The organism is Agarivorans sp. 2_MG-2023, assembly GCF_030548085.1.
In the GTDB taxonomy this organism is placed as follows: Bacteria; Pseudomonadota; Gammaproteobacteria; order Enterobacterales; family Celerinatantimonadaceae; genus Agarivorans.
Window position 1 is genome coordinate 1 of record NZ_JAUORQ010000015.1, and the last position, 17,904, is coordinate 17,904.

The 17,904-nt window shown below is 45.2% G+C and carries 15 protein-coding genes and 5 tRNA genes; 18 read left to right on the top strand and 2 right to left on the bottom strand.

The annotated features are described in order from the left end of the window. The first annotated feature begins 107 nt into the window (after positions 1–107). The 6 genes from Q4549_RS18785 to Q4549_RS18810 all read left to right on the top strand — a co-directional run bounded on the left by Q4549_RS18785 (position 108) and on the right by Q4549_RS18810 (position 2,798). Positions 108–182 (top strand) — tRNA-Gln (locus Q4549_RS18785). A gap of 126 nt (positions 183–308) precedes the next feature. Beyond that, positions 309–383: transfer RNA gene (locus Q4549_RS18790), tRNA-Gln, on the top strand. A 141-nt stretch (positions 384–524) separates the two neighbouring features. Next, a tRNA-Met gene (locus Q4549_RS18795) sits at positions 525–601 on the top strand. Between the two features lie 21 nt (positions 602–622). Further along, positions 623–707: transfer RNA gene (locus tag Q4549_RS18800), tRNA-Leu, on the top strand. 38 nt (positions 708–745) lie between these two features. Beyond that, positions 746–820: transfer RNA gene (locus tag Q4549_RS18805), tRNA-Gln, on the top strand. Between the two features lie 133 nt (positions 821–953). Beyond that, the gene (locus tag Q4549_RS18810; RefSeq protein ID WP_303553931.1) at positions 954–2,798 is read left to right on the top strand and encodes a hypothetical protein; all 1,845 of its coding nucleotides are present in this window, start codon (positions 954–956) and stop codon (positions 2,796–2,798) included. A gap of 4 nt (positions 2,799–2,802) precedes the next feature. On the opposite strand, the gene Q4549_RS18815 is transcribed toward Q4549_RS18810, so the two are convergent. Next, complete coding sequence (locus Q4549_RS18815) at positions 2,803–3,957, bottom strand: FAD-dependent monooxygenase (RefSeq protein WP_303553932.1); 1,155 nt, start codon at positions 3,955–3,957, stop codon at positions 2,803–2,805. A gap of 215 nt (positions 3,958–4,172) precedes the next feature. Here Q4549_RS18815 and miaB point away from each other — a divergent pair, with 215 nt between their 5' ends. From miaB to lnt, 5 genes are read left to right on the top strand one after another with little or no spacing between them, the layout of a single operon-like run. Further along, entirely contained in the window at positions 4,173–5,600 is a 1,428-nt protein-coding gene (gene miaB, locus Q4549_RS18820) for a tRNA (N6-isopentenyl adenosine(37)-C2)-methylthiotransferase MiaB (RefSeq protein WP_137671530.1), read from the top strand. A gap of 59 nt (positions 5,601–5,659) precedes the next feature. Further along, on the top strand, positions 5,660–6,721 hold the full coding sequence (locus tag Q4549_RS18825; RefSeq protein ID WP_137671531.1) for a PhoH family protein: 1,062 nt from the start codon (positions 5,660–5,662) through the stop codon (positions 6,719–6,721). A gap of 2 nt (positions 6,722–6,723) precedes the next feature. Next, the gene (gene ybeY / locus Q4549_RS18830) at positions 6,724–7,170 is read left to right on the top strand and encodes an rRNA maturation RNase YbeY (RefSeq protein WP_137671532.1); all 447 of its coding nucleotides are present in this window, start codon (positions 6,724–6,726) and stop codon (positions 7,168–7,170) included. Between the two features lie 35 nt (positions 7,171–7,205). Continuing rightward, positions 7,206–8,090: a CNNM family magnesium/cobalt transport protein CorC gene (corC, locus tag Q4549_RS18835; RefSeq protein WP_137671533.1), complete on the top strand. Its 885-nt coding sequence runs from the start codon at positions 7,206–7,208 to the stop codon at positions 8,088–8,090. A 1-nt stretch (position 8,091) separates the two neighbouring features. Beyond that, complete coding sequence (lnt, locus tag Q4549_RS18840; RefSeq protein ID WP_303553933.1) at positions 8,092–9,648, top strand: apolipoprotein N-acyltransferase; 1,557 nt, start codon at positions 8,092–8,094, stop codon at positions 9,646–9,648. Positions 9,649–9,726: 78 nt separating this feature from the next. On the opposite strand, the gene Q4549_RS18845 is transcribed toward lnt, so the two are convergent. Continuing rightward, positions 9,727–10,221: a hypothetical protein gene (locus Q4549_RS18845; protein WP_137671535.1), complete on the bottom strand. Its 495-nt coding sequence runs from the start codon at positions 10,219–10,221 to the stop codon at positions 9,727–9,729. Between the two features lie 175 nt (positions 10,222–10,396). Between Q4549_RS18845 and leuS the strand changes: the two genes are divergently transcribed. The 7 genes from leuS to mrdA are packed head-to-tail and all read left to right on the top strand — an operon-like array spanning position 10,397 to position 17,904. Continuing rightward, a complete protein-coding gene (gene leuS / locus Q4549_RS18850; protein WP_303553934.1) occupies positions 10,397–12,976 on the top strand; it encodes a leucine--tRNA ligase in 2,580 nt (859 codons plus the stop codon). 46 nt (positions 12,977–13,022) lie between these two features. Then, positions 13,023–13,517: an LPS assembly lipoprotein LptE gene (lptE, locus tag Q4549_RS18855; RefSeq protein WP_137671537.1), complete on the top strand. Its 495-nt coding sequence runs from the start codon at positions 13,023–13,025 to the stop codon at positions 13,515–13,517. Beyond that, the gene (gene holA, locus Q4549_RS18860) at positions 13,518–14,528 is read left to right on the top strand and encodes a DNA polymerase III subunit delta (protein ID WP_303553935.1); all 1,011 of its coding nucleotides are present in this window, start codon (positions 13,518–13,520) and stop codon (positions 14,526–14,528) included. After that, on the top strand, positions 14,515–15,162 hold the full coding sequence (gene nadD / locus Q4549_RS18865) for a nicotinate-nucleotide adenylyltransferase (protein WP_303553936.1): 648 nt from the start codon (positions 14,515–14,517) through the stop codon (positions 15,160–15,162). The genes holA and nadD overlap by 14 nt, the downstream gene beginning before the upstream one ends. Before the next feature lie 57 nt (positions 15,163–15,219). Continuing rightward, positions 15,220–15,564 carry a ribosome silencing factor gene (gene rsfS, locus Q4549_RS18870; RefSeq protein ID WP_303553937.1) on the top strand — a complete coding sequence of 115 codons (345 nt, stop codon included), beginning with the start codon at positions 15,220–15,222 and terminating at the stop codon, positions 15,562–15,564. Then, the gene (gene rlmH, locus Q4549_RS18875) at positions 15,561–16,031 is read left to right on the top strand and encodes a 23S rRNA (pseudouridine(1915)-N(3))-methyltransferase RlmH (protein WP_303516428.1); all 471 of its coding nucleotides are present in this window, start codon (positions 15,561–15,563) and stop codon (positions 16,029–16,031) included. The genes rsfS and rlmH overlap by 4 nt, the downstream gene beginning before the upstream one ends. Positions 16,032–16,041: 10 nt before the next feature. Next, on the top strand, positions 16,042–17,904 hold the full coding sequence (gene mrdA, locus Q4549_RS18880) for a penicillin-binding protein 2 (RefSeq protein ID WP_303553938.1): 1,863 nt from the start codon (positions 16,042–16,044) through the stop codon (positions 17,902–17,904).

The window sequence follows — 17,904 nt, forward strand, 5'->3', positions numbered from 1 at the left end:
GGTAGACGCGCTAGATTTAGGTTCTAGTATCGCAAGGTGTGAGAGTTCAAGTCTCTCCTTCCGCACCATTCTTCTCTTAGAGAAGAAGCCAAAAAGTAACACCCTGTAGGGATATCGCCAAGCGGTAAGGCAGCGGCTTTTGATGCCGCCATTCGTTGGTTCAAATCCAGCTATCCCTGCCACCATTTATAGCTTGAGTATGTATACTTGAGTTAAGCAATTAGAACTTAGGTTTTAGATTGCCAGTCTAAATTGAAAGATTAAGACACAGAAACACGGTAGCAATACGCGTTTCGAACAGTTTTTGCAGGGATATCGCCAAGCGGTAAGGCAGCGGCTTTTGATGCCGCCATTCGTTGGTTCAAATCCAGCTATCCCTGCCACTTTTATTGTGCTCAGGTTTATAATTTGAGAACGCAGTAACTGAAGGGCAATTGCCCTGGTAAGAGAATAAGTACTATGTCGTAGACTAGCATTTATACCCTGCCAAATATTTGTAGCTTCACTTAAGTGAAAATACAGATGGCTATGTAGCTCAGCTGGTTAGAGCACAGCACTCATAATGCTGGGGTCGCAGGTTCAAGTCCCGCCATAGCCACCATTAGTTTTAGAAGTATTTCGTGCGGAAGTGGCGGAATTGGTAGACGCGCTAGATTTAGGTTCTAGTATCGCAAGGTGTGAGAGTTCAAGTCTCTCCTTCCGCACCATTCTTCTCTAATGAAGAATCCAGTTCAAAGAGTTTTGTAGGGATATCGCCAAGCGGTAAGGCAGCGGCTTTTGATGCCGCCATTCGTTGGTTCAAATCCAGCTATCCCTGCCACCTTAAAAGGCCTGCTTTTTAGCAGGCCTTTTTTCTTTCTAAAAGATCGACTTAACAGTTCAATACTCTACGTCCCAAAATAATCTTGTAAAATGCTAGCATTCATTTGTTGATGAAATTATTTTTAGGGTGAATGATGAAGTTATCTCAAGTTCTCGCGCATACCAATCAAGTAGAACGCTCCAAATTCGTTAATGTCATAGATAGGCTATGCCAGGAATCTAAGGGTGACAAAGCCCTCGAAAAACAACTCAATAATTTAACAGGCCAACTTAAGACTGCTTCTGGTAATGAAATCACCCAACTGTTCTGCTTAGTAAAAGAACATTTAAAAAATTCAATTCGCGACCAAATATCACTAGGCGGTGCGCAGGTATCACTTTTAGTTAACATCCTAATTCGCGATGGCAACTGCCTTGCCTCGATGCCATGGGTTGAAACACTTTTTAGCCAAGAGCACAAATCCATTTGTGAAACGGCCTCATTATTGATAAAAGAAATTGACTCATCAGAAGAGGGTCAGTTCAATCGAGCAGAAAGATTGAGTATATATAGTCAATGCGCGAAGACAGCGTTTACTAATGATTTAAAGGCAAACCGAGAAGCTAAAATATCTGACGATGAACGATCTATCTTGAATACCCTGGCAAGTAAACTAGCCATGACAAGAGAGGAAGTTTTTGCAATAGAGCACTCTATCGACCCAATTTCAGAAACAGGCATAGATAAAGCATTAGAGTATTTGAGAGAAGCAGGCGTCATTTTAATTAGTAGGCGCCGGATGGAGGTAATGATCCCTGAAGAGATCGTAGAGCTCCTTCATGAAATTTTAGGGAAAGAACTTCACGACAAGTATATTCTTCGAATTTTAAGATCTCTAAGCGACTCCGAGTTATCAAATATTTTAAAGAACCACGGCTACAAAATTCGTGGAGTGGATAGGCAGGAAAAGATAAAGACTGTTTCAAAAATGGGAGTTGGCATACGAAATATTTTAGCGTTCGACCTCCATGCCGAAGAGTCGACGCAAAATCAGCGCAAAGAGCGATTAAAACAACTTATTGAGGATATGGAAATCCCAGTCGCTAAGCTCGGAACTCGCCTACAAGAAAGAATCGATGTGTTAATCGATAGCTTAAAGAAAAGTGAAGAGGATGAATTTAATGCTCTTAGTGCTAGTGGCTATAAAGAGCTTCTGGATACTCTGACTCCGTTCTCAGACCACCCTGTGGAAAAAAGAATAAGAGATGACTTTGAAATTGAGAACAAGGAAACCTTAGACCCTGACAGATTAAAAGCTCTAGGGATTACTCCTTTAGATATCCTTTACCTTTATACAAATGAAGAAATCAAAGAATTAAGAAACAGTCTAAATTTATCTAGAAAAGGAAGCCCGAGACATCAAATTTTACATAGTTTCGCAAGTGCTAATGATAAGCTCATTGAAAACTATGAATTACTGGCCACTAGAGATTTGGCAGCCCTTAACGAAGCCGGAATTGATATCAAAGAAGCAGACTTAGGTGTCAAATTTGAAGAAATTACCAAATCAATTTTTGAAGAGCTTGGGTTAACGGTAGATGAAGATTTGCGTAAAGAAATAAACACTGCAAAAGACAAAGCAGACATTATCATATCTTTAGCAAACGGCGACATTATAATCGGCGAAGTAAAATCATTTAAGAACGGGGATTTCTCGAAGTACTCAGCAACATCTAGACAGGTAAAGGCTTACGTCAAACGTTGTGAAAATAATGGCCATCGAGTAGCTCAAGTTTTGATTGTCGCGCCAGCATTTTCTGAAAGCTTTGTTGATGCTGCGGATATGGACACAGAAATAAACATATCTTTGCTAGAAGCGAATGGGCTGCAAAAAATACTATCCGCTTTCAAGCAAAGACGAACACCTAACTTCTCTCCAAAACTACTTACAAAAGGTGGTTTGTTAAAAGCTGAAAAAATAGCTGAAACAATTTAGCAAATTACAGCTCCCCTAGCGCATATTTCAGGGTCCAGTTTTTTATGGGCCCGCTATGCTGCATTCCTTTAATCGCTAACTTACGTAGCTGTTGCAACGGCGATAGGGAATTAGAAAACATTAGGTAGAATACATCCATGCTGGTTTGCATGCTTAAGTTATCTGGCTTGCGGCGTACTTCAAAACGGCGTAATGCTTTATCTAGCTCCTCTAAACCACAATGTTCTACTTGCTCCAGTAAGCACTTCACGTCTCGATAACCCAAGTTTACCCCCTGCCCTGCCAATGGGTTAATGGTATGTGCAGCATCGCCAATCACTACTGCGCGGTGCTTTACATATTGGTTAACGTGGCGACGAGTTAGTGGGAAGCTGGCACTATCTAAAATATCGAAGTCTCCCGGTAGAGCAGGAAACTCGGCTTCAATACGGTGTTTAAGCTGGGCGTTGCTTAACTGCTTTAAACCGCGAATAGTGTCTTTGCTGTCGTACCAAATTAGCGCAGCGTGCTGCTCGGCTAAAGGTAACAAGGCGCGCGGACCACTAGGGTAAAATTGCTGCCAAGTAGCCGTTTGCTGGGGGGCATCCAGTTTAATGTTTATAGCAAAACAGTCATGCCGGTAATCCCAAGCGCTAATGCCTAAACCAAGTTGTTGGCGCATATTTGAGTTGGCACCATCGGCTACCACCATCAATTTAGCAAACACTTTAGTTTCATCGATTTTTAGGCTGACACCTTCAGCGGTATTAGTTTGAAGCTGAGTATTTTGAACGATTCTACGAGTAACACCCGCTTGTTCATTGGCCTGCCATAGTCCAAGTTGAATAATTCGATTCTCAACCATGAACCCTAATTCGGGTAAGTCTAGCTGCGCGCAATCAAATATCAGTTTGTCTTGTGGGTCTTCCCACACTTGCAACTGCTGGTAAGGGCACAATCGCATTGCACTAATGGCTGACCATGCGTCGAGTTGCTTCAGCAAATTTACACTGGCTTGGCTAATGGCACTTACCCGTAAATCTATAGCTTGGCTGGTGTCAAAGGCTTTAGGCTGGTAAGACTCTAGCATCAGCACCGACAAACCTTGCTGAGCAAAGCCCTGCGCGCTAGCGGCACCGATCATGCCACCGCCAATCACCACAACATCAAAATTTTCCATGGTATTTCAATTCATTCTCACTATTTATTGCAGTGTAACCCGAAGCCGTAAAAGGTTGCGAATCTTGCTGATGATAATGTGGAGTCGCTTGCTGGCTTTGCACAGCGGCCATTTTTTAATCTTTTTCTGGCAAAGCGCCGATTGTTACTAGTAAGGCTCAACATAAACCAGTAAAATACGCGTCCTTTTTTAGCGATGTAATGATGAGTAAAACGATGGGAAATAAGCTGCATATCAAAACTTGGGGCTGCCAAATGAACGAGTACGATTCGTCGAAGATGGCCGACCTACTCGATGCGACCCATGGTTTTCAGTTAACTGAAGAAGCCTCCGAAGCAGATGTTGTATTGCTAAATACCTGTTCTATTCGTGAGAAAGCTCAGGAAAAAGTTTTTCATCAACTTGGTCGCTGGAAAACCCTAAAACAAAAGAACCCTAACTTAGTGATTGGAGTTGGCGGCTGTGTTGCATCGCAAGAAGGTAAAGCCATTCGCGAACGCGCACCATACGTAGATATTGTATTTGGCCCGCAAACCCTGCACCGCTTGCCAGAAATGATAAAGCAAGTAAAAGGCGGCGAGAAATCAGTCGTTGATGTGAGCTTTCCAGAAATTGAAAAATTTGACCGCTTACCTGAGCCACGTGCCGAAGGCGCAAGTGCTTTTGTGTCAATCATGGAAGGTTGTAGTAAATATTGTACTTTCTGTGTGGTGCCTTATACCCGTGGTGAAGAAGTTAGCCGACCATTGGATGACGTACTCTACGAAATTGCTTCACTCGCCGAGCAAGGCGTGCGCGAAGTCAATCTGTTAGGGCAAAACGTAAATGCCTACCGAGGATTACAACACGACGACAGTATTTGTAGTTTTGCTGAGCTACTGCGTTATGTTGCTAGTATTAACGGCATCGACCGCTTGCGCTTTACCACGAGTCACCCTATTGAATTTACCGATGACATCGTTGAGGTTTACGCCGATACGCCTGAGCTAGTGAGCTTTTTACACTTACCCGTACAAAGTGGCGCCGACCGTATTCTTAACTTAATGAAGCGCGGCCACACGGCCATTGAGTACAAATCAATTATTCGTAAGCTTCGTAAAGCGCGCCCTGATATTGAAATTAGCTCTGACTTCATCGTAGGTTACCCAGGCGAAAGTACTGAAGATTTTGCTGATACCATGAAGCTTATCGAGCAAGTAAACTTTGATATGAGCTACAGCTTCGTATACAGCGCTCGCCCTGGTACGCCAGCAGCCGACTTGCCTGACGACGTCACTGAAGAAGAAAAGAAACAGCGCCTTTACATATTGCAAGAACGCATCAACCAACAAGCCATGCAAGTGAGCCGTCGCATGCTCGATACCGAGCAGCGTATTTTGGTTGAAGGCCCTTCAAAGAAAAACCCAATGGAATTACGCGGCCGAACTGAAAACAACCGGGTAGTGAACTTTGAGGGCAGCCATGACGTAATAGGTCAGTTCGTGGATGTAAAAATTGTTGATGTATTCGCCCACTCATTGCGTGGCGAGTTACTAAGAACAGAGCAACAAATGCAGTTGCGTAATGACGTTGCGCCTGCCACTATTATCGACAAAACCGATGGGCAAGCTAACCACTTAGGCGTGGCCAGCTTTACGCCTTAGTCGCAGATACGCTTTTAAGGAGTTGCGGCTGGCTTTAAATAGCCAGCCCATAAAACAATTTGAGTAATAAAATCAATTCTATTGAGATCTACTTAGAGCCAGCCTCTAGCCCTCGCCTCGCGCAACTTTGCGGTCCACTTGATGATAATTTGAAACAACTAGAGCGCCGTTTAGGTGTAGAAATTAGTTATCGAAACAATAATTTTCAAATTACTGGTCGCCACGGCATGTGTTTGATTGCGGGCACTATTTTGCGCGCCTTATACATAGAAACCGCCCCGCTTAAAGGCGGCGATATCCCTGAGTTAAGCCCTGAGCAAGTGCATTTGGCAATTCAAGAAAGCCATGTGCTTGATCAGGATGATGAAACCACTCAGCATTACGGCAAAGAACTCAATATAAAAACCAAACGCGGAGTAATTAAACCGCGTACTTCTAACCAAGCCGCCTATATTGGCAACATGCTAGGTCACGATGTCACCTTTGGTATTGGCCCTGCTGGTACAGGTAAAACTTACTTAGCTGTAGCTTGCGCAGTAGACGCATTAGAGCGCCAAGAAGTACGTCGTATTTTGCTCACTCGCCCTGCGGTAGAAGCCGGTGAAAAGCTGGGTTTCTTACCGGGTGATTTAAGCCAAAAAGTAGACCCTTACTTACGCCCTCTATACGACGCACTATTCGAAATGCTTGGTTTTGAAAAAGTAGAACGGTTGATTGAGCGTAACGTTATTGAAGTAGCGCCGTTAGCTTACATGCGTGGCCGTACCTTAAATGATGCCTTTATTATTTTAGATGAAAGCCAAAACACCACCGTAGAACAAATGAAAATGTTCTTAACCCGTATTGGTTTTAACTCACGTGCGGTGATTACTGGTGACATCACTCAGGTTGATTTACCTCGCCACCAAAAATCGGGCCTGCGCCACGCCATTGAAGTATTAGGTGAAGTACCTGCGCTTAGCTTTAACTTCTTCCAAGCAGCAGATGTAGTGCGCCACCCTATTGTGGCCGCCATTGTTGAAGCCTACGAAGAACAAGATGAACGCGACCGCATTGCTGAAGAAAAACAAAAGCAGCGCCGCGAAGCCGCCCAAAAGCTAAACCAGCGAGACGATGACTAAACATGCCTTACGTTGACCTGCAAATTGCCACCGGCGATGAAGAGAACCTGCCAACCATTACCGCTTTTGAAGCGTGGTTGCATGCAACCTTGGTAGAACATGATCAAGATACTGAATTAACCATTCGTATAGTTGACGAAGCCGAAAGCCAAGCGTTAAATTCGCAGTACCGTAATAAAGATAAACCAACTAACGTGTTATCTTTTCCTTTTCAAGCTCCTCCCGGCGTAGAGCTGCCTTTGCTAGGTGACTTAGTTATCTGTCGCCAAGTAGTAGAACGCGAAGCCGCAGAGCAACAAAAAGCAGTGTTTGACCACTGGGCGCACATGGTTGTACATGGCAGCCTTCATCTGCTAGGTTATGATCATATCGACGATCAAGAAGCAGAAGAAATGGAAGCACTAGAAATAGCAGTGCTCACCAAATTGGGTATTAGTAACCCTTACTAATATTCGTTATAACAAACTAGGTAAAACGAAAGAATATGAGCGACGACAACCCTCACTCGAGCAGCGGTTCCACTAAAAAAGGTTGGATAGAGAGAATCATTCAACTGGTGCAAGGGGAACCGAAAAGCAAAGAGGAATTGGTAGAAGTTATTCAAGATGCCAATCAACGAGAACTGATCGACCAAAACACCCGAGAAATGATTGAAGGTGTACTTGATGTATCAAGCCAACGCGTTCGAGACATCATGATCCCCCGCTCGCAAATGGTGACCTTAGATGTCAATCAAACCATTGCCGAAAGTTTACCTACGCTTACCGAAGCGCGTCACTCACGCTTTCCGGTGATCAACGAAGATAAAGACCATATCGAAGGCGTATTGCTTGCTAAAGACTTGCTTAAGTTTGCCTTTACCGAAGAAGCCTCAACCACTCCCCTGAGTGAAGTGATTCGCCCTGCTGTCGTTGTTCCCGAGAGTAAACGCATCGACAAACTGTTGAAAGAGTTTCGCAGCGAGCGCTACCACATGGCCATTGTAGTGGATGAGTTTGGTGGCGTATCTGGCTTAGTAACCATTGAAGATATTCTAGAGTTAATTGTTGGCGACATTGAAGATGAGTTTGCCAACGAAGAAGACTTACAAGACGATATTCGCCGCATCAATGACAAAACCTTTGCGGTTAACGCCCTTACCGACATTGAAGATTTTAACCAATACTTCGGCTGTGAGTTTAGCGATGAAGAAGTGGACACTGTGGGTGGTTTAGTCACTCATGCCTTTGGCCACTTACCAGGGCGCGGCGAAAAAATTGAAATTGAAGGTTATCACTTTAAAGTTCGCACTGCTGACCGCCGCCGTGTGGTTCAGCTTCAAGTGAGCATTCCAGAAGAGAAAGCCTTGCAGCTGAGTATTCAAGAATAACATGCCTGTTTTAACACCGCGGCTACGCCTGTTAGCCGCTTTGCTTAGTGGCTTAATTGCCCCCTTCGCCTTTGCTCCCTATGGCCTCTGGCCATTAATGCCGCTTTCACTACTGTTTTTGCTGCTGCTGTTAAAACCTGAGCAATCGGGTTTTAAATTAGGCTTGTGTTATGGCTTAGGCTGGTTTGGTTACGGTATCCACTGGGTACATGTGAGCATGGCTGAGTTTGGTGGAATGCCGCTTTTAGTCAGCCTAGCGCTGATGGTATTGCTGGTTGGATATCTTTCGCTATACCCCGCGCTGGCTTGCTGGTTAGCCAATAAGTGGCAAGGCAAACGCTCGGCAATGTTCTACCTACTATGGTTTCCCGCCTGCTGGTTATTAAGCGAATGGTTGCGTAGTTGGGTACTCACCGGATTTCCTTGGCTTCAACCCGGGTATAGCCAAATTGATTCGCCACTATCCACCATTGCACCAATATTTGGACTGTATGGTGTCACTTGGTTGGTGCTGCTACTGGCTGCCGGTGGCGTACTGATTATCCGTCAATCAGGTAAAACTCGCTGGCTAGCCAGTGCCGTTATAGTGACACCGCTATTAATTGGTTTGATCTTCAAAGGCCATAGCTGGACAACCGCTCAACAGCCGCTCACTGTAGCCTTAGTGCAAGGTAACGTACCACTAGATATAAAATGGTTACCTCAAAATCGCGCTGCTAGCTTGCTTATGTATCAACAAGAAACGCTAGCCATTGAAAATGCCGATGTGATTGTTTGGCCTGAGTCAGCAATTGCCGCACTAGAATATGAGGTCATTGATTTTCTGCATGAACTGGATGGCCAACTACTGAATAAACAACAAGCGCTGATTACCGGCGTTATTGCTCATAATTTACAAACCAATGCCTATTACAACGCCTTGGTCACCTTGGGTCAGCAATCTAAAGAAGCTGGTGCAAGCTCAGCGTATTATTACGAAAACCCAAATCGCTACTACAAAAACCACCTATTACCAATTGGTGAATTTGTGCCTTTTGAAGACTTGTTGCGCCCACTCGCGCCTTTCTTTAACTTGCCCATGTCCTCGTTCAATCGTGGCGATACACAGCAAACCAATTTAGAAGTAAAAGGACATCAGTGGCTAGCCGCTATCTGTTATGAAATAGCTTTTGGCGAACTGTTACGCCCGCAACTTAGCGAGCAAACCGATGCCATTGTAACGGTGAGTAATGATGCTTGGTTTGGCACCTCGATTGGCCCTAAACAGCATTTAGAGATAGCGCAAATGCGCGCCTTAGAATTTGGTCGCCCAGTGGTTCGCTCAACCAATACTGGTGTTACGGCGATCATTGACAGATTTGGCAAGGTGCAGCAACGCGCACCAGAGTATCAACAACTCACCTTGAGTGGCGAAGTTACACCAGCCACCGGTATCACCCCATATCAACGCTTTGGTTTGTGGCCAATAAGCTTGGTAGTATTGCTTGGCTTAGCCAGTGGTTTAGTGCCAAGGCTAAGGCAGCGTTTACTTAAACCAGCAGCAGACAAATTAGCATAGAGCTACACAATTACATGTAGCGTTCGCCTATTATCTTTAGTTTGCTCACGACCCACGACTATGCGGTGTTAAAGTAAACTAGGCCGATTGCTCACTAATCGGGTGGCGATAAAAACGCTTCCCTTGGCAATGCTCACATCGACTAATAACGGTAGGGTGCCACAATGGCACCTTATCGCCACATTCGGCGCATTCAATCACCCCTAAGCCAATCAGCTCTCCACTGTGATAAATACCTTGATGCTGTAAATCGCCAATCAGCTCATGCCACTCAACTTGGCTTTGGTCGCTCATTTTCGCTAACCAATACCAAATACTTTCTTTAAGCAGCGCCATGCCGGGGCTTTCATCGTAAGCACGGCGATAGTCGTTACGCCAATCGCTTAAATCACGGCGAACATAATTAGCAATTAGTTGCCATTCGTCTTGACTTAAATCGCTGGCTGCTTGTAGGTATTCTTGGGTGGTATCAATCAGCTTAGACAGCTCTTCTTGACCCACTTCCCCGCTCTCTTGGATGCGTTTTTCTAAGTCTTCAACAAACTCTTGATAGGCTTTAACTCGCTTTGGCATAAATCACCCACTGTCTAAAGTGCATCATCATTATTAAGCATAGACCTTTTGTTTCACTGCAAATGTGCGCTAGCTATTGTTGTCGGCAGGCGGACTCGGTATCCTATGCGGATCGAGTACAGTAGCCGAGTGCTACTCAGTCCAAATTTTTGGTTATTTCTGGAAGATTCCTTAGATGCAAGAGCAATACAGTCCACGTGATATAGAAACCAAAGTGCAACAGCACTGGGAAAAAGCGCAAACCTTTAAAGTTGTAGAGCAACCAGGCAAAGAAAAGTTTTACTGCCTGTCAATGTTCCCTTACCCAAGTGGCCGTTTGCACATGGGTCACGTGCGCAATTACACCATTGGTGACGTAGTCTCTCGCTACCAGCGCATGCAGGGTAAAAATGTTATGCAACCAATGGGTTGGGACGCATTTGGTCTTCCAGCAGAAAACGCCGCCATTAATAACAATACTGCGCCTGCTAAATGGACCTACGAAAATATCGAATACATGAAAACTCAGCTTAAGCAGTTGGGTTTTGGTTACGACTGGGATCGTGAACTTGCTACGTGTAAACCAGATTACTACCGTTGGGAACAGTGGTTCTTCACTAAGCTTTATGAAAAAGGCTTAGTTTACAAAAAAATGGCCACGGTAAACTGGGATCCAGTAGACCAAACAGTATTGGCTAACGAGCAAGTGATTGACGGCCGAGGCTGGCGCTCAGGTGCCTTAGTTGAACAAAAAGAAATTCCTCAGTGGTTTATTAAAATCACCGATTACGCCCAAGAGTTACTTGACGATTTAGACCAGTTAGACGACTGGCCAGAGCAAGTTAAAACCATGCAGCGCAACTGGATTGGTCGCTCTGAAGGCGTAGAAATGCAGTTTGGTTTAGAGAACAGCGAGCAGCTTGTTCCGGTTTACACCACCCGTCCAGACACCGTAATGGGAGTAACCTACGTTGGTGTTGCTGCCCAGCATCCACTCGCCTTAGAAGCCGCGAAAACAAACCCTGAGTTAGCCGCGTTCATCGAAGAATGTAAAAACAACAAAGTAGCCGAAGCCGACATGGCGACCATGGAGAAGAAAGGCATGGCCACCGGGCTAAATGCTGTTCATCCTCTTACTGGTAAGCTGGTTCCTATTTGGGTGGCTAACTTTGTATTAATGGGTTACGGCTCTGGCGCTGTAATGGCCGTACCGGCTCACGATCAGCGTGACTTTGAATTTGCTCATGCTTACGGTTTAGACATTGTTGGTGTTATTAAACCAAGCGATAGCGAGTTAGATTTAACTGAAGCAGCCTACACCGAGAAAGGCGTATTGTTTAACTCAGGTGAGTTTGATGGTTTAGAGTTTAGTGCAGCTTTTGATGCAGTGGCCGCTAAGCTTGAGTCTATGGGTAAAGGTAGCAAACAGGTTAACTTCCGCCTGCGCGATTGGGGGGTAAGCCGCCAGCGTTATTGGGGTACGCCAATCCCAATGCTAAACCTTGCTAACGGCGACGTAGTGCCAGTACCTGAAGACCAATTACCGGTGGTATTACCAGAAGACGTAGTGATGAATGGCGTGACCTCGCCAATCAAAGCTGACCCTGAGTGGGCAAAAACTGAATTTGAAGGCCAAGAAGCCTTCCACGAAACCGATACTTTCGATACGTTCATGGAATCTAGCTGGTATTACGCCCGTTACTGTAGCGCCAACAACGAAGACATGATGCTTGACCCAGAACAAGCAAACTACTGGCTACCTGTCGATCAATACATCGGCGGTATTGAGCACGCAATTTTACACCTATTGTATGCGCGCTTCTTCCACAAGTTGTTACGTGATAGCGGCTTGGTTGACTCTGACGAACCCTTCAAACGCTTGCTGACTCAAGGCATGGTATTGGCAGATGCCTTTTACTATGAAGATGAGAAAGGCGGCAAAGTGTGGGTATCGCCAGTAGATGCGGTAACCGAGAAAGACGAAAAAGGCCGTATTACCAGCGCTAAAACCGCCGAAGGAAAAGCCTTGATTTACGCGGGCATGAGCAAAATGTCGAAGTCGAAAAACAACGGCATTGACCCACAAATAATGGTAGATAAGTACGGCGCTGATACCGTTCGCTTATTCATGATGTTTGCCGCACCAGCAGAGCAAACTCTAGAATGGCAAGACAGCGCTGTAGAAGGCTCATTACGTTTCTTACGTCGCGTATGGAAACTGGCTTACGACCATATCAATGCCGGAGAAGCGGGTGCTGTAGACATCGCTAGCCTCAACGCTGCTCAAAAAGACTTGCGCCGAGATGTACATAAAACCATTGCCAAAGTGAGTGATGATGTTGGCCGCCGTCAAACCTTCAATACTGCTATTGCAGCAATTATGGAGTTGATGAACAAGCTGACTAAAGCTGACCAAACCGATGCCAATAATCGCGCGGTAACACGTGAAGCGATTAACGCAGTGGTATTAATGCTGTCGCCAATTACACCGCACATTTGTGACCAACTGTGGACACTACTAGGCAATGCTGGTGACATTGATACCGCACGCTGGCCAGAAGCCGATGCCAAAGCCATGGTTGAAGACAGCAAGCTTATCGTTGTTCAAGTAAATGGTAAATTGCGCGCTAAATTAACAGTGGCAGCCGACGCTGACCAAGACACCGTTCAAGCATTAGCCATGGGCGATGAAAACGTCAGTAAGTTTGTGGATGGGAAAACCGTTCGCAAAGTAATTTATGTTGCCGGCAAGTTGCTAAACATTGTAGCCAACTAAACCTTACGGCGGGCTATTAACCCGCCGTTTTTTATTGCGAGATAGCATGACTTTAAAAACTTTTAGTTACGGCTTTTTAATATTGAGCATCAGTTTATTAAGTGCTTGTGGCTTTGCTCCACGAGGCAGTTATTTACTCGATGATAAACTCACCCAGATTTATGTTTCTTCCAGCGATGAATTTAGCCCATTGGTTCGTGAGGTAAAACGCCAGCTCACTCAAAACAATGTAGCAGTATTTGAGTTTCCGCAAGGCGACGTACCCACCCTTCACTTAAGCGGCGAAAATATTAGCAAACGTACACTTTCACTCTTTGAAAATGGCCAAGTAGCGGAATACGAGCTGAGCTATCAAGTGGGTGGCTACCTACAAATTGCTGAAGAAGGTAACTACCCGATTAGCGTACAACTGCACCGAGACTTCCAAGATAACCCGCTAGCCGCCTTGGCTAAACAACGCGAGCGAGAGTTACTGTACGATGAATTGCGCACAATGGCCGCCGACCAAATCATGCGTCAACTTGCCACGGTAAGTTGGTAAATGAAAGTTTATGCCGACCGCCTGTCACAGCAAAATGCAGCTAAATTTAGCTGCTATTTGGTGGCGGGAGAAGAGCCTTTAATCAAAATCGAAAGTATTGATAGCATTCGTCAGCAACTGCAACAGCAGGGTTTAGCCGAAGAACGCTTAAAATTTACTTTAGATGCAGAGTTTCAATGGTCGAGCATATTTGACGCCATGTCGGAGCTATCGCTATTCAGCCAATATCGACTGATTGAGCTGCAATTAGATCGCGTGCCAGACAAAGCCATTCAAAATCAACTGGATGAGCTACTACCGCTGATCAATCCAGAAACACGCTTGTTATTAAGTGTGCCTAAAGTAACCAAAGCCAACGAAAAGCAAAACTGGTACAAATTTATTGACCAGCAAGGTTTGGTTGTGATGATTTACCCTCCTGAGGCTGGGCAGCTACAAGCTTGGGTTAGACAACGATTAGCTCAGCAGCAACTTCCAACAAATAACGACTTAATCGCGTTATTGGTGCACTACTATGAAGGAAACCTGTTAGCGCTTAGCCAAGCAATTAACAACATTGCCTTGCGCTGGGGGCAGGAACTTCCTCCTTTAAAAGAAATTGAAGCGGGCTTGTCTCATGCCAACCACTTTTCCAGCTTTCAATTAGTTGATGCTTTGCTCGCTGCTGACTTCCAACGCAGCCTGTTAATTATCAAACAACTACAGCTAGAAGGCGAAGAGCCTACCCTGATTAACTGGGGTTTAGACAAAGAGTTTAAGTTACTGCAACTGCTTCAAGAACAGCCCACTAGCCACCATTCAAGTTTATTTAAGCAACATGGTGTTTGGAACAAACGCCAGGGCTTAATAAGCAGCGCAGCAAAACGTTATAGCGCTAAGCAAATTAATCAAGCGCGCTTGCAAGTTGCAGCTATTGACCAAGCCATTAAACAATTTGCCGGTGACTTAGCTTGGCATCAATTAGAACGCTTAGTATTCGAGCTTGCTTCGCCATCTCATGAGCACGCTTAAGCTTTTTTTTGGTGGATCATTTGACCCCATTCATCTGGGTCATATTCGTAGTGCAGAGCTATTACTAGCAGCCACTCAAGCACTAGATATTACTTTGCTCCCCAATGCGCTATCGCCGCTAAAAGCCAAACAATTTAGTTCGCCTTTACATCGCAAGCAGCTGTTAGCAGCCTCGCTTGAAGCCTATCCTCTACTAAACCTAGATTGGCGAGAGGTAGAACGAGGAGGGGCCTCTTATACTAGCGATACCTTGGCCGAGCTTGCCGAAGAGTTCCCCAATAATCATATCGCCTTTGTGATGGGTTTAGACTCTTTTAATCACTTAGATAAATGGCGAGATTGGCAAAACCTCACCAAACATACCCATATCATTGTCATTGCTCGGCCCGGTTACCAGCTGGATATATCTTCGCAACTTAGCGCTTGGTTAGCACCAAAGCGATGTGAAAACATTGAGACATTACATCAACAACAAGCGGGTCACGTGTATTTTTGCGAATTACAACCAATGGCAATATCTTCTAGCCAAATTCGCTTACAACTCGCCCAAAAAGCTGAGCTTGAATCATTGAAAAATCAACTGCCTAAATCTGCCGTAAATTATATTATCCAACATAAGCTTTACGGTGCTTAACCTAGCCTGACAGAGCGTGATATACTTATCTTTTAGTCCAAAATTGGGGTTCTTTTGTTGCAAAACCAACAACTGATTGATTTTGTTGTAGACAAAATCGAAGATATGAAAGGTCGAGATGTTCAAAATCTAGACGTAAGACAACTCTCTAACGTAACCGATACAATGATTATTTGTAGCGGTAATTCAAAACGCCACGTTAAATCTATTGCCGACAACGTCATCAGAGAAGCCAAGCTATCTGAATTAGAAGTGATTGGCATTGAAGGTGTTGATGACTCTGAATGGGTATTGGTTGATCTAGGCGATGTGGTATTACATGTAATGCAAGACAGCGCGCGTGACTTCTACCAATTAGAAAAGCTATGGGCTCCTGCTGTTTCTGAGTCTAAAGCTGGATGAAAATCCAGTTAGTGGCGGTAGGTACTAAGATGCCTGCCTGGGTTGAGACTGCCTATCAAGAATATGCACGTCGCTTCCCAAAGGATATGCCGCTAGAGTTAATCGAGGTAAAAGCCGGAAATCGCGGTAAAAATGCCGATATAAAGCGCATACTCGATAAAGAAGGTGAAGCTACCTTAGCGGTTATTCCTAAAGGCAACCGAGTGGTAACCTTAGAAGTCACCGGTAAAGCTTGGACAACGCCACAGCTCGCTAAGCAATTAGACGCATGGAAAATGGACGGCCGCGACGTAAGTTTACTGATTGGCGGGCCAGAAGGCCTTGCCCCTAGTTGCACAGCGATTGCCGAGCAACGCTGGTCTTTGTCAGCCTTAACACTGCCTCATCCCATGGTACGAGTGATAGTAGCCGAAACGCTATATCGCGCTTGGAGCGTAACAGCCAATCACCCCTACCATAGAGAATAATCACTAAGATATGGCAAGACAACGCGTCGCAATGCGGGACCACTCGGCGGAATCACGGTTATTTAACCGCCGCTCACTCGTCTCGATTATTGGTACTTTTGCCTTAATCTGTGTATTACTTGGTAATCTTCATTACCTCCAGTTTGAGCAACACGACACCTACACCACCCGCTCAAATGATAATCGCATTAAAGTACTGCCATTAGCGCCACCTCGTGGGCTGGTGTTTGATCGCAACGGTGCGCTACTGGCCGAGAATCGCCCTAACTTTAGCTTAGAAATCATCCCCGAAAACGTCGACGACTTGGATCAGATGATCCTTGAGTTATCCGAATTGCTGGAACTGAGCGAAAACGATATTGAACGCTTTGAGCAAAACCGTAAACATACTCGTCGCTTTAAACCGGTAGTGCTTAAATCGCAACTTAGCCACGAACAAGTGGCAATGTTTAGCGTGCAGCAACACAAGTTTCATGGGGCAAGCATTGATGCGAGTTTAATTCGCTTCTATCCCTACGGCGATAGCCTTACTCACCTACTCGGTTACGTTGCCCGAATTAATGCGAAAGACTTGGAGCGCCTCGAAAAAGAAAACAAACTGGCTGAGTACGATGCGACTCGCACCATTGGCAAGCAAGGCATTGAGCGTTACTACGAAGAAATTCTGCATGGCAGCGTTGGCTACCAAGAAGTAGAAGTAAATAACCGTGGTCGTATTATCCGCACCATGAAAATCGTGCCGCCAATTCCCGGCAAAGACCTCTACCTCAACGTAGATATTCGCCTACAATTAGAAGCCCAGCGTTTGTTGGCTGGTCGCCGAGGTTCTGCAGTGTTATTAGACGCTAAAACCAGCGGCGTATTAGCGATGGTATCGAGCCCGAGCTACGACCCGAATCTATTCGTAAATGGCATCAGTAGTAAGAACTACAATAAACTACTCAACTCTACCGACCGCCCTCTCATCAACCGCGCAACAAAAGGGGTTTACCCGCCAGCTTCAACCGTAAAACCGCAGCTAGCGGTAATGGGCCTAGAACTGGGTAAAATTAGCGTAGAGCAACGTATTTGGGATCCAGGCTGGTTCCAAATTCCTAATACCAAGCGCCGTTTTCGTGATTGGAAGCGTTGGGGTCATGGTTGGGTAGACGTATATAAAGCCATTGAACAAAGTGTTGATACCTACTTCTACAAATTGGCTTACGAAACCGGCATTAATGAAATGCATGCTTATATGAGCAAGTTTGGTTTTGGTAAATATACCGGCGTTGATATTCACGAAGAAAGTCGCGCGAATATGCCCAGCCGCGAGTGGAAACGTGCCCGTTATCGCCAACCTTGGTGGCAAGGTGACACGATTTCGGTAGGCATTGGCCAGGGTTACTGGACAACCACTCCTTTGCAGCTAGCCCAAGCAACCAATATCTTGGTTAACAAAGGTAAAATTATTACCCCGCGAATACTTAAAAGCGTGGGAGATGCCAACTCACACATTGGCTTGCCGCCACAGGTACAAGCACCAATCGCACTAAACAGCGAGAAGAATTGGCAAGTAGCCTTAGATGGCATGTATGGGGTTATCAATAAAAGCAACGGCACAGCGCGTAAAGCGTTTAAAGATACAAGCTACGTAGCAGCTGGTAAGTCGGGCACCGCGCAAATTGTAAGCATCGCCGATGACGCGGAATATGATGCAGAAAGCCTAAAAGAAAAACACCGAGATAACGCTATGTTTGTTGCCTACGCCCCTTTTGAAAAACCCGAGATTGTGGCCTCTGTGGTAGTAGAGAACGCCGGTGGCGGCAGTTCAAATGCAGCGCCGGTTATCCGTGAGTTATTCGATAGTTATTTTGACGCTAAGGATCAATTGTAA

Excerpts from the sequence above, each read along its gene's own strand:
- Q4549_RS18810 (WP_303553931.1), top strand. The coding sequence starts at position 954 with ATGATGAAGTTATCTCAAGTTCTCGCGCATACCAATCAAGTAGAACGC.
- Q4549_RS18815 (WP_303553932.1), bottom strand. The coding sequence starts at position 3,957 with ATGGAAAATTTTGATGTTGTGGTGATTGGCGGTGGCATGATCGGTGCC.
- miaB (WP_137671530.1), top strand. The coding sequence starts at position 4,173 with ATGGGAAATAAGCTGCATATCAAAACTTGGGGCTGCCAAATGAACGAG.
- ybeY (WP_137671532.1), top strand. The coding sequence starts at position 6,724 with ATGCCTTACGTTGACCTGCAAATTGCCACCGGCGATGAAGAGAACCTG.
- corC (WP_137671533.1), top strand. The coding sequence starts at position 7,206 with ATGAGCGACGACAACCCTCACTCGAGCAGCGGTTCCACTAAAAAAGGT.
- lnt (WP_303553933.1), top strand. The coding sequence starts at position 8,092 with ATGCCTGTTTTAACACCGCGGCTACGCCTGTTAGCCGCTTTGCTTAGT.
- Q4549_RS18845 (WP_137671535.1), bottom strand. The coding sequence starts at position 10,221 with ATGCCAAAGCGAGTTAAAGCCTATCAAGAGTTTGTTGAAGACTTAGAA.
- leuS (WP_303553934.1), top strand. The coding sequence starts at position 10,397 with ATGCAAGAGCAATACAGTCCACGTGATATAGAAACCAAAGTGCAACAG.
- lptE (WP_137671537.1), top strand. The coding sequence starts at position 13,023 with ATGACTTTAAAAACTTTTAGTTACGGCTTTTTAATATTGAGCATCAGT.
- holA (WP_303553935.1), top strand. The coding sequence starts at position 13,518 with ATGAAAGTTTATGCCGACCGCCTGTCACAGCAAAATGCAGCTAAATTT.
- nadD (WP_303553936.1), top strand. The coding sequence starts at position 14,515 with ATGAGCACGCTTAAGCTTTTTTTTGGTGGATCATTTGACCCCATTCAT.
- rlmH (WP_303516428.1), top strand. The coding sequence starts at position 15,561 with ATGAAAATCCAGTTAGTGGCGGTAGGTACTAAGATGCCTGCCTGGGTT.
- mrdA (WP_303553938.1), top strand. The coding sequence starts at position 16,042 with ATGGCAAGACAACGCGTCGCAATGCGGGACCACTCGGCGGAATCACGG.